Consider the following 11,061-nt stretch of genomic DNA (forward strand, 5'->3'; position numbering starts at 1 on the left):
GCACCGAACACCGGGTCGGCGGCCGACGCCACCGGTCAGCCCACCCGCTCCGCCACCAGTTGCTCCTCGATCAGATCCGCCGCCCGGCCGGTGCCGCCCTCGGCGCGTACCTCGGACCACAGCCACGCCGAACGCGTGGCGACCTGGGGATCGCCGATGAGTTCCATCAGGGCGGTACGCAGCGCCGCCGCCGTGACGTCCGCGGGGTCGAGCCGGCGGGCGACACCCAGTTCGACGAGCCGGTCGGCGTGGAGGCACTGGTCGGGCCCGTCGGGGACCGCGATCATCGGCACGCCGGCGTACAGGCCCGTACCGCTGGTGCCCACACCGGTGTGCGTCACCCAGGCGTCCGCCTGCTCCAGCATCGTCAACGGCGGCGCCCATGGCCACACTTCGAAGTTGCGGGGAACCCGATCGGCCAGGTCGCCGTCACTGCCCGTCTGCAGCACCACATGCCAGCCGGGGAGATCCGCGAACGCCGCCACACACTGGTGGTGGATCTCCTGCGGCCCGTGGGAGGCAGCGCCGGCCAGCGATACCAGCAGCACCTTCTTCGCACTCTCCGGCCGCGTCCAGCCGCCCTGCTCCTGGCCGGCCCCCAGGCATGGGCCGACGAACGTCACCGCCTCGGTGTCGACGCGGTCCGCGTGCGGCTGCATGGCGCGCGGGATCATGGCCAGCGTGCGCCGCGGGTAGCTGGTGAACTCCTCCACGTTCCCGGTCACCGCACCGCACCGGGCCAGCCAGTCCGCGAACCGCGCCCGGTGTGCGGGGCCTCCGGGCAGCTGCGCGTACGCCGCACCGATCTCCTCCTGGGCGCCCTCCCAGGCCACCTGCGCCGCGGACAGCTGGACGAGAGCGCGGTCCTGTGCCTCGGCCAGCGCGCGGCCCGCGTACGCGCCGGCGTCGTAGAGGTACAGGTCGGCGGGATCGTCGTCGTACACGGCGTGCAGCTGCGGCAGAACGGCCTCCGCCTCGTCGAGGAAGAGGGAGGCGCAGCCGATGGGATCCTGCGGCCAGTCGCGGCCGGCGTCCGGCAGAGTGGACGTGATGCCGACCGGTTCGGCGCCGGTGGCGGTGACCAGCCCGGCGACGGGGCCGGCATTGGCGTACGTCACGCGATGACCGCGGGCCACCAGCTCACGGATGATCTCCAGGCTGGGCAGCACATGGGCGGCCAAAGGCGTGCCGACCATGGCGATATGGGCGGACCGATTCTTAAGGGGCATAACCGGACTTCCTTGGATAGACGTCTACGGCAGACAAACGTCCGGAACCCCGGCCAGGCAACGCGGACCATGTCCTCGTCTCTGTCGCGGCCGCGCTGCCGTGCCGACGAGGCAGTACCGGCGAGCGCGCCGCGCGTTCTCACAATGTTCTTAGATCCCCCCGTGACAGTGGCGCCCCATGAAGGCGAGGAAGATCAGGAAGACCAGGAAGACCAGGAAGAGGATCGTCGCGCTGGGTGCCGCACTCACGGTGATCGGGGTGGTCGGCACCGCCGCCGCGTTCGGTACGGGCGGGCGGGACGGGCGGCAGGTCCAAGTGCGCGGCAACCGGGTGACCGTGCCCGTCGCCGGTGGGCGTGTCGTGGTGGACACCGGCTCGCTGGCCGTGCGCGGCCGGGCGGACGACGGACGGGCCTGGCAGCTGTCCGCTCCGGCGGCCGGCGCCCTCGGGCCCGCCGCGCAGGTCTCGGTGCACGGGGACAGGGCCACCTGGGGGTATCCGGCGAGGGGTCTCACGGTCACCGCGGCCGCGCGCGAGGGACGGCTTGCGGTGACCGTGCGCTCCACCCGGAAGTCCACGCTGACCTGGCCGGTGACCGCCACCGACCCGGACACGAGCGAGGTGCAGGTCCCGCGCGGCGAGGGCCTGTCGGTGCCGGTCGCCGACCGCTGGTGGAACTCCGCGGGGGCCGGGCTCGCGGGCTCCGAGGCGGGCCTGTCCGACGGTCTGACCATGCCGTTCTGGGGCACCAGCCTGCGCGGCGGGCACGGCGCGAGCTACATCGCCGAGTCCGACATCGCCACCACGCTGAAGTTCGTCTCCGCCGGCGGCCGGCTGCACGCCGAGGCCGAGCACGCGTTCTCACCCTCGGAGGGCACGCTCGACTACACGCTGGCCTTCGCGCTCACCGACGGCTCGCCGGTGGCCGCCGCCCGCGACTACCGGGCCTGGCTCCAGGCCCACGGCGGCATCACCACCCTGCGCCAGAAGATCGCCCGCAACCCCGAGGCCGGCAGGCTGGTGGGCGCCTTCCACGCCTACACCTGGGGCCAGGCCCGCACCGCCCAAGGCGTACGGCGGCTGCGGGAGTTGGGCATCGACAGGATGTGGCTCGGCTACGACGCCGACGGCTCCCCCATGGACCGCTCGGCCGTGCGCCTGGCCGAGCGGTCGGGCTACCTCGTGGGGCCGTACGACTCCTGGGCCAACGCGCAGGACCCCGCCTCGGCCGACAGCCCGGTGTCGAAGTGGCCCGCGCCCGTGTGGCAGGACGCCTGTGTGCGGGGAGCCGACGGCAGGGTCGTCACCGGTTTCGGCGGACGCGGCTGCTACGTCAGCTCCGAGGCGTTGCGCCGCGCCGAGCCGTCCCGCCACTATCTGGCCGACCGCACCCGGGACATGACCGCGAACGGCGCGAACAGCTACTTCCTCGACGTGGACGCCGCCGGCGAGCTGTTCACCGACCACTCCCCCGCGCACCCGATGACCCCGGCGCGGGACCGGGAGAACCGGTTGCGGCGGCTGGCCCGGCTGTCCGGCGAGCGCGGGCTGGTGGTCGGCTCGGAGAGCGCCGGTTCCTGGGCGAACGGTGTGCTCGCCTTCAGCCACGGCTCCGGGAGCCCGGTACCCGACCAGCTGTGGGCGCTGGAGCGGGACCGCGCCGCCTGGGGCGGTTACGCGCCGGCCGGAGCGCCCGGGATCTTCTTCAAGCCCGTGCGGTTGCCGGCCGACGTCGCGAAGGCGATGTACGACCCCAGGTACCGGGTGCCGCTGTACCAGACCGTGCTGCACGACTCGGTCATCAGCACCGAGCGCTGGGAGTTGTCCTGGTCGAAGCTGCCCGACCAGAGCCGTACCCGCGCGCTGCTGGCCATGCTGTACAACGTCCCGCTGAACCTCGTCCTCGACAAGGCGGAACTGGACGGGCACGGCTCGCGGATCGCCCAGCTGCAGAAGTACTTCGAGCCCCTGCACAAGGCCGCGGCGACGCGGCCGATGACCGGCTTCCGGTGGCTGACGCCCGACCGGCTGGTGCAGCGCACGACGTTCGGCGACGGCGTCCTGACGGTCACGGCCAACTTCTCGGACCGCACCCACGACGGCCTGCCCGCGGGCTGTGTCGACGCCGCCGTCGACGGCGGCAGGGCCCAGCGGCTGTGCCCGGCCGGTCTGTGACGCCGACCCGCCTGCCCGGCCCCCGGGATGCGGGGCGGCGCCCGGAGGATCAGGCCGCGTTCGCGAGTTTCTGCCGTACGACGATCGCGTCGAGCCGGACCGCGAACGGTGCGGTGTCGGCGAGGCCCAGGGCGCCCACACGGGACTTGTCGAGGCCGACGGTGACGTCGGCGCAGAAGGCGACGGCGTACAGGTGGGCGCCGGCTTGCTCGTCCTGGAGGGTGAAGAACAGGTCGCGGTAGTAGCTCGTGCGGTCCGGCCCCTCGTCGTAGTAGGCCAGTCCCGGTGCGCCCTCCTGCGCCGCGAGACCGGTGAAGGCGTCCACGAGGTCGCGCTCGACGGTGTCCCAGAACGACGCCTGGGCGGCCTCGGGCGGGAGCGCCTGGCGGACCGCCTCCTTGAGGGAGAGCGCCATCACCACGACCGGCGCCTCCTCCTGGAGCCCCCAGCCACGGATCATCCTGACGATGTCGCTGTCGGGAAGCCGGGCGGCGGCATCGCGGATGTGGCCGAAGTCGTAGTTGACGGTGGCGGGCGCGATCGCCTCCTGGAAGGCGCGCGCCAGGGCCTCCGCCTGGGCGAGATGGGCCTCTCCCACCTCGTGACCGTCCTGAAACAGGCTGCCAACGCCCCTCCTTCAACATTTTGTTGCATCGATGGGGCGTCAGTATGCCGTACCGGTGCGCCGTCGCGACCCGCGGGGCGCCGCCGGGCTCAGTGGCCGGCGGATCCCTCGGGGCGTGCGTGGCGCGGCAGGAGGAAGGAGAGCAGGAACGTCAGGACCAGCATGCCGTCGACGATCCACAGCACCGTCTTCATCACGGAGCCGAAACCGGTGCGGAAGGCCGACTTCGCGGTGGCCTCCAGCGCGCCGGGTATGCGGGCACCGGCCTGGGGCGACGTCACGGCGGACCGGGTGTCCTCGCCCAGGCGGGCGCAGGACGCCGGGGTGGCGGCCGGGTCCTTGGCGACGGCACGGTCCGAGGCGCACCGCCGCAGGTCCGCCACGACGCGGTCCTGGGCGGCCGGCGCCACGTGCGCGGCGCTCAACTGCCCCCGCAGGCCGGCCGCGTGGTGGTCGACGGCGCCGGCGATGCCGCCGCCCAGCAGGCCGAAGAACACGGTGCCGAGGAGCGCCACGCCGAAGGCGCCGCCGAGCTGCTGCATCGCGGTCATCGTGCCGGACGCCGAGCCCGTCTCGTGCTGTTCGACGCTGGCGAGCACGATGTCGAAGAAGGGGGCCATGAGCAGGCCCATCCCGATGCCGGTGACGAGCAGGGCCGGCACGAGCTGCCAGGGGCCGACGCCGCTGCCCACCGTGTCGAGGGTCAGCCACACGCCGAACACGCCGAGCGCCATGACCGCCGTACCCGCCTGGAGCACGGCCCGGCCGAAGCGGGTGACCGCCTGAGCGACGCCGAAGCCGACGATCATGCCGCCCGACCAGGGCACCATCACCAGGCCCGCCTTCAACGGCGAGTAGCCGAGGCCGATCTGGGTGTAGAGGTTGAAGACCAGCATGAAGCCCTGCATGGTCGAGAAGAAGACCAGCCCGAGCGTCATGCCTCCGCTGAACCCGCGCTTGCGGAAGAGGCTCGGGACGACCAGCGGGTCACGGCCGGCCCTGCTGCGCCGCGACTCGTAGACGGCGAAGGCCGCGAAGACGACGACCGACGCGGCCATCATCGCGAACGTCCACCCGGGCCAGTCGTACTCACGGCCCTGGACCAGCGGGAAGATGATGAGCAGCGCGGCCAGCGAGACCAGGAGCATGCCGGGGATGTCGAGGCGCGGCCTGTCGCCGGAGCGGCCCCTGGGCAGGTAGCGCAGCGCGCCGAGGAAGGCGGCGGCACCCAGCGGCAGGTTGATCAGGAAGATCATCCGCCAGCCGGTGCCGAAGTAGTCGGCGTCCACGAGCCAGCCCGCGAGGATCGGCCCGCACACCGCCGACAGCCCCATGACCGGGCCGAACATGCCGAAGGCCTTCTGCGACTCCTTCGGCGGGAACATCTCCTTGATCATGCCGAGGCCCTGCGGCAGCATCACCGCGCCGAACAGGCCCTGCACGACGCGGGCCGTGATCAGCGTCCCGGGCGAGACGGAGACCGCGCACAGCAGCGAGCCCAGGGTGCAGCCGACGGCTCCCACCAGGAACATCCGGCGGCGCCCGTGGATGTCCCCGAGCCGCCCGCCGGTGACGAGTCCGACGGCCATCGAGAGGGTGTACGCGGCGGCGAGCCACTGCAGGGTGGAGGCGCCGCCGCCGAGGTCGGCCCGCATGGAGGGGCCGGCGATGTTCGTGACGACGGCGTCGAGGAGATCCATGACCTCCGCCGCCAGGATCACGAAGAGCGCGGCCCAGCGCCATCGGTAGGGCGCTGGCGAGTCGGTGGGCGTCCCGACGGACGCGACACCGGTGGTGGACATCGCAGACTCCTCACGACAGGAAGGGAAGAACACTGTTCACCGTAACAGAACAGCGCTCATCAAGAGAACGTTGTTCATTACGATATAGCGCCATCGTCGCCAAGACAAGATATATCGCGTCTCGGCCCGAGGGGGGACGCCCTCGCCCTGGGCAGAACACTGTTCTCCGGGTCTCTAGACTGGTCACCATGAGCGACGCGGCCGCCGGCACCCCCGCACTCCCTCCGCCGACCCCGTGGGAGCGCGAGCGCCCCGCTCGCACCCAGGGCGCGCCGGCACGCGCCCCGCTCTCGCGCGAGCGGATCGTCGAGGCCGCCCTCACCGTGCTGGACCGGCACGGGCTCGACGGCCTGTCGATGCGTCAGGTGGCGGCCGAACTGGGGGTCGCCGTCTCCGCCCTCTACGCCCACGTCAGCTCCAAGGACGACCTCCTGGAGCTCATGTACACGCGTCTCTTCGACGGCTACGCGCTGCCCGCACCCGATCCGGAGCGCTGGCAGGAGCAGCTGCGGGACTTCGCCCGTGCCTGGCGCCGGCGCCTGCTGTCGCACCGGGACATGGCGAGGATCTCCATGGGACACGTCCCCTTCACCGCCGAACTGCTGCCGCACGTCGAGGCGTTGCTCGCCATCTTCCGCACCGCCGGGCTGCCCGACCGCATCGCGGCGGAGGCCGGTGACCTCATCTCCACCTACATCGACGGCTTCGTCCTGGAGGAGGGCATGTGGCGGGACCGGGCCGCCCGGCACGGCGGCGGCGCCGCCTCGCCGGCCCGCCCCGACTGGCAGGAGATGGCCGACGAGATGCTGCACTACTTCGCGTCCCTGCCCGCGCGGGACTTCCCCCACCTGCGCGCCCTGTCCGGTCTGATGGTGACCGACTCCTCCGACGAGCGGTTCGACATCGGCCTGGAGATCATCCTGCGCGGACTGGCCAGCTATCTGCCGGCCCCCGGGGCCGACGCCGCCCCGGACGCGGGCAACACCCCCGGCACCGCCTGAACCACAGCGGATCGGCGCGTCAGCGGCGGGTCAGAGGCGCGTCAGCAGGCCCTGGCATCGTCGTACTCGTGAACGGCACCGCGGAACACCGGGGGCCGGGAGCGAGGAGAGGTGCCCGGAGCGGCTCATCGGGGACCAGGGCAGCAGCCCGAAGTCGGACCCTCGTGGTCCACGCAGGTTCGAATCCTGCCCTCTCCGCACAGGCAGTCGCCAGGAACGGTTCAGGAGGGCCGGCCGGCCAGGACTTCCACCATGCCGGTGTCGAGTGAGTAGTACGCGGCGACCACCGCGAGGGAACCCTTGCGCACCAACGGGGCGAGGTCCTCGTTGAAGCGAAGCGCGCTCGCGGTCAGCTTCACCTGGGCCCGGGCCATCGTCTCGACCGGGTCGGCACCGCCTTCCCGCACCGCCTGCTCGTACGCCGGCCGCAGCGCCCTGACGATCGCCTGGAGGTTGACGGGCAGGGGCTTGTCGTCACGCAGGGACTGGTACGCCTCTTTGACGGCGCCGCAGCGCTGATGCCCGAGGACGACGACGAGCGGGGTGCCGCTCGTCATCGGGCCGTACTCGACGGAACCGGTGACCACCGGACCGACCGCCTGCCCTCCCGTGCGCATCACGTAGAGGTCACCCAGTCCGGTGTCGAAGAGGAGTTCGGGCGGAACCCGGGAATCGATGCACGAGAGAATCGACCCGAAGGGCTCCTGCTGCTGAGCCACGAGCTGCCGCCGGTCGGGGTCCCGGTCCGGATGCCGGAGCTTGCCGCTCACCCAGCGCCCGTTGCCGTCCATCAGTCTCGCGAACGCCGCGGCGGGCGTCGTCGGGCGCGGACCGGGCGAGACGCCGGACGCCGGCGTGGCGGCGCTCGTCGGCGCGCACCCCGCAAGGGCGGTCGCGGCACCCGCGAGCGAGCCGGCCAGCACGGCCCTGCGGTCCACACGTCGAGCTGCGTCCATCGGTCGGTCCCTTCCACTGCGCGTCACGCGGTGCCTGCCCGTTGCCGCAAACCCCCGGCCCCCCGCACGAGACGGGGGGCCGGGGGAACAACGGCGAGGACCTCACAGACCGCCGACGCCGTTGCCTTCGTTGCCGTTGGAGCCGAGGCCGCCGACACCGCTGGTTCCGCTGGCGTCTACGCCACCGACGCCGACGCCGACGTCTTTACCGGCGGAGCCGAGGCCACCGACGCCGTCGCCGCCGCCGCCCTTCGCTTGCTGGGTGACGGCCGCGGAGGCCTGGGAGTGGACGGGTACGGCGCCGGCGATGCCGGCGCCCAGGAAACCGGTGAGGGCAGTAGCGGCCAATACCGTGGCAATCGAGCGGAACACGAACAGCTCCTTTCGCTTCCCCCCTCATGTCCTGATCATCTTCACCGCGCCCGGACGGTTCTGCCGGTCGGGACGGACCATCAGGGTGACGGCGCCTCAAACCCCGGGTGGAGTCGGTCGTGCGAGGGGTGGTCAGCGGCGGGTCAGACCCGTGTCAGCCGGGCCTGGCATCGTCGTACTCGTGAACGGCACCGCGGAACACCGCGGGGGCCGGGAGCAAGGAGAGGTGCCCGGAGCGGCTCATCGGGGACCAGGGCAGCAGCCCGAAGTCGGACCCTCGTGGTCCACGCAGGTTCGAATCCTGCCCTCTCCGCACAGGCTGCCTTCTCTCGCCCGCTCACGGTGAGCGGTCGGCGAGGAGGCCGGCGGCGAAGCCGAGGAAGGCCACGCCGGTGAGCTGTTCGAGACGGCGCCGGAACACGGGGCGCCGGACGCGCTCGCCCAGCGCCGAGGCGGCGCGGGTCAGGAGCCAGTACCAGACGGCCAGTTCGGCCGCGTCGATGGCGGTGAAGAGCAGCGTCGCGCCGAACACCGGCGCGTGCCGCGGGACGAACTGCGGGATCAGGCTCAGGTAGAACACGCCCGCCTTGGGGTTCAGCAGGTTCGTCGCCACGCCGGTGCGGAATGCGGCCCAGCGGCCGGGCGGGGCGGCGGTCGTGCGCTCGGATGCTCCGGGAGCGGGCGGTTTCCGGGCGTGGCGGAGTGCGGTGACTCCCAGGAGTACGAGGTAGGCGGCGCCGCACATGCGGAGCGTGTCGTACACCATGCGGGATGCGGTCAGCAGGGCCGTCAGGCCGACGGCGGTGGCGAGGCCCCAGCCCACGCAGCCGGTGAGGATGCCGAGGGCGGCGGCCAGTCCGCTTCGTCTGCCCCGGGTCGCGGACGTGCGGACGACGAGCAGGGAGTCGGGGCCGGGTGCCATGTTGATGAGCATGGCCACGCCGGCGAAGGCCGACCCGGCGGTGATCAGGGTGTGTGTCGTGTGCGTTCGGGGGCTCCCGGGAGGGGCGGGGGCGGGGCCGGGGGCGCTCCGAGGCGTTCCCGGCCCCGCCGGACCGAAGCGTTCGTGACGTCGCGTCCTACTTCAGGGCCGTGAGCGCCGTCTCGTAGTCGGGCTCCTCGCCGATCTCCTTGACGAGCTCCGAGTGGACGACCGTGTCGTTCTCGTCCAGCACCACGACGGCGCGAGCGGTCAGGCCGGCCAGCGGGCCGTCGGCGATCGCCACGCCGTAGTCCTCGTGGAAGACGCGCCCGCGCAGGGTCGAGAGGGTGCGCACGTTCTCCAGGCCCTCCGCGCCGCAGAACCGGGCCTGGGCGAAGGGCAGGTCGGCGGAGATGCACAGCACCACGGTGTTGGCCAGGTCGCCGGCCTGGGCGTTGAACGTGCGTACCGAGGCCGAGCACGTGGGGGTGTCGACGCTCGGGAAGATGTTGAGGATCTTGCGCTGCCCGGCGAAGTCCGACAGCTTCGTGTCCGTCAGATTCGCGTCGACCAACTCGAACGCCGGGGCCTTGTCGCCCGGCTGCGGCAGCGAGCCGTTGACCTGAACCGGGTTTCCCTTGGCAGTGACCTGAGCCATCAGAAGTCTCCTCGCAACGATTCCGTCGACAGTCGACAGACGTGCCCGATCCTACGGTTCGCCGACACGGACGGGGCGGCGTACCCCGACGCGATGCCGGTGTACGCCGCCCTCGGGTGGGACGCGTCGCGGGAAGTGGCCCGCGTCGTCGTGGCGGTTACTTCGGGTCCTTGGCGAACTTCGAGGTGGACCAGCGGTAGCCGAGCACCGTGAGGCCGAGGCACCAGGCCAGGGCGATCCACCAGTTGTCGCCGATGGGGGTGCCGAGGAGAAGTCCGCGCAGGGTCTCGATGGCGGGGGTGAAGGGCTGGTACTGGGCGATGGGCCGGAACCAGCCGGGCATGGAGTGCAGCGGGACGAAGGCGCTGGACAGCAGGGGCAGCAGGATCAGCGGCATGGCGTTGTTGCTGGCGGCCTCGGCGTTCGGGCTGACCAGGCCCATGCCGACCGCGATCCAGGTGAGCGCCAGGGCGAAGAGCACGAGCAGTCCGAACGCCGCGAGCCAGTCCAGCACGGTGGCGTGGTGGGAGCGGAAGCCGATGGCCACGCCGACGGCGCCGACGAGGACCACGCTCATGACCGACTGCAGGACGCTGCCGACGACGTGTCCGACGAGGATGGAGCCGCGGTGGATGGCCATGGTGCGGAAGCGGGCGATGATGCCTTCGCTCATGTCCGTGGAGACGGACACCGCGGTGCCGATCACGGTGGAGCCGATGGTCATCAGCAGGATGCCGGGCACGAGGTAGGCGAGGTAGGCCGAGCGGCCCGCGCCGCCGCTCATCGCGTTGCCGAAGATGTAGACGAACAGCAACAGCAGCATGACCGGGGTGAGCAGCAGGTTCAGGGTGAGGGACGGGTAGCGCCGGGCGTGCAGGAGGTTGCGGCGCAGCATCGTGGAGGAGTCGCGCACGGCGAGGGAGATCCGGGCCGGGCGGGCGGGAACCAGGGGGGTGCTCATCGGACGGGCTCCTTGGGCTGGTCGGGGATGCCGGCGCCGCCGGTCAGGGCGAAGAAGACATCGTCGAGGTCGGGGGTGTGCACGGACAGTTCGTCGGCCTCGACGCCGGCGCTGTCGAGCCGGTCGAGGATGGCGCGCAGCTCGCGCTGGGTTCCGTCGCCGGGGATGTGCAGTGCGAGGGACTCGTCGTCCCGGGAGGCCTCGCCCAGGGCGGAGGAGGCGCTCCGGTACGCGGCCGGGTCGGTGAAGCGGAGCCGTACGTGTCCGCCGGGGACGAGGCGCTTGAGTTCCTCGGCGGTGCCCTCGGCGACGAGCTTGCCGCCGTTCAGCACCGCGATGCGGTCGGCGAGTTGGTCGGC

The 11,061-nt window shown here is 72.1% G+C and carries 10 protein-coding genes, 2 tRNA genes and 1 pseudogene; 4 read left to right on the forward strand and 9 right to left on the reverse strand.

Translation table 11 applies throughout. The features are described from left to right. Positions 1 to 35: 35 nt before the first annotated feature. A complete protein-coding gene (locus ACFC8N_RS44045; RefSeq protein ID WP_376295324.1) occupies positions 36 to 1,229 on the reverse strand; it encodes a macrolide family glycosyltransferase in 1,194 nt (397 codons plus the stop codon). A 178-nt stretch (positions 1,230 to 1,407) separates the two neighbouring features. On the opposite strand from ACFC8N_RS44045, the gene ACFC8N_RS44050 reads away from it, so the two are divergent. Next, a complete protein-coding gene (locus tag ACFC8N_RS44050) occupies positions 1,408 to 3,405 on the forward strand; it encodes a glycoside hydrolase (RefSeq protein WP_376295326.1) in 1,998 nt (665 codons plus the stop codon). Positions 3,406 to 3,454: 49 nt separating this feature from the next. Here the strand turns inward: ACFC8N_RS44050 and ACFC8N_RS44055 are convergent, their stop codons facing one another. Both ACFC8N_RS44055 and ACFC8N_RS44060 read right to left on the reverse strand, forming a co-directional pair. Beyond that, complete coding sequence (locus tag ACFC8N_RS44055) at positions 3,455 to 4,003, reverse strand: Type-2Aa cytolytic delta-endotoxin (RefSeq protein WP_376295328.1); 549 nt, start codon at positions 4,001 to 4,003, stop codon at positions 3,455 to 3,457. Between the two features lie 116 nt (positions 4,004 to 4,119). Next, the gene (locus ACFC8N_RS44060) at positions 4,120 to 5,832 is read right to left on the reverse strand and encodes an MFS transporter (protein ID WP_376295329.1); all 1,713 of its coding nucleotides are present in this window, start codon (positions 5,830 to 5,832) and stop codon (positions 4,120 to 4,122) included. A gap of 188 nt (positions 5,833 to 6,020) precedes the next feature. Here ACFC8N_RS44060 and ACFC8N_RS44065 point away from each other — a divergent pair, with 188 nt between their 5' ends. After that, the gene (locus ACFC8N_RS44065) at positions 6,021 to 6,833 is read left to right on the forward strand and encodes a TetR/AcrR family transcriptional regulator C-terminal domain-containing protein (RefSeq protein ID WP_376295330.1); all 813 of its coding nucleotides are present in this window, start codon (positions 6,021 to 6,023) and stop codon (positions 6,831 to 6,833) included. 105 nt (positions 6,834 to 6,938) lie between these two features. Beyond that, a tRNA-OTHER gene (locus tag ACFC8N_RS44070) sits at positions 6,939 to 7,031 on the forward strand. A 23-nt stretch (positions 7,032 to 7,054) separates the two neighbouring features. On the opposite strand, the gene ACFC8N_RS44075 is transcribed toward ACFC8N_RS44070, so the two are convergent. Together ACFC8N_RS44075 and ACFC8N_RS44080 are read right to left on the reverse strand one after the other, a co-directional pair. Then, positions 7,055 to 7,789: a carbonic anhydrase gene (locus ACFC8N_RS44075; protein WP_376295331.1), complete on the reverse strand. Its 735-nt coding sequence runs from the start codon at positions 7,787 to 7,789 to the stop codon at positions 7,055 to 7,057. Positions 7,790 to 7,891: 102 nt separating this feature from the next. After that, positions 7,892 to 8,161 (reverse strand): hypothetical protein, encoded by a 270-nt coding sequence (locus ACFC8N_RS44080; protein ID WP_376295332.1) that lies wholly within the window; start codon positions 8,159 to 8,161, stop codon positions 7,892 to 7,894. Between the two features lie 220 nt (positions 8,162 to 8,381). Here ACFC8N_RS44080 and ACFC8N_RS44085 point away from each other — a divergent pair. Next, positions 8,382 to 8,474 (forward strand) — tRNA-OTHER (locus ACFC8N_RS44085). 24 nt (positions 8,475 to 8,498) lie between these two features. Here the strand turns inward: ACFC8N_RS44085 and ACFC8N_RS44090 are convergent. The 4 genes and pseudogenes from ACFC8N_RS44090 to ACFC8N_RS44105 form a co-directional block, all read right to left on the reverse strand. Further along, the gene (locus ACFC8N_RS44090) at positions 8,499 to 9,083 is read right to left on the reverse strand and encodes a LysE family translocator (protein WP_376295333.1); all 585 of its coding nucleotides are present in this window, start codon (positions 9,081 to 9,083) and stop codon (positions 8,499 to 8,501) included. A 157-nt stretch (positions 9,084 to 9,240) separates the two neighbouring features. Further along, positions 9,241 to 9,741 (reverse strand): thiol peroxidase, encoded by a 501-nt coding sequence (gene tpx, locus ACFC8N_RS44095; protein WP_376295335.1) that lies wholly within the window; start codon positions 9,739 to 9,741, stop codon positions 9,241 to 9,243. Positions 9,742 to 9,898: 157 nt separating this feature from the next. Further along, positions 9,899 to 10,702, reverse strand: coding sequence for an ABC transporter permease (locus ACFC8N_RS44100; RefSeq protein WP_376295336.1), 804 nt, complete (start codon positions 10,700 to 10,702; stop codon positions 9,899 to 9,901). After that, positions 10,699 to 11,061 (reverse strand): annotated as a pseudogene (locus ACFC8N_RS44105) (DUF4162 domain-containing protein); the annotation flags it as partial. The gene ACFC8N_RS44100 and the pseudogene ACFC8N_RS44105, both read right to left, overlap by 4 nt.

Source organism: Streptomyces sp. NPDC055966, from assembly GCF_042269865.1.
Taxonomy (GTDB): domain Bacteria; phylum Actinomycetota; class Actinomycetes; order Streptomycetales; family Streptomycetaceae; genus Streptomyces.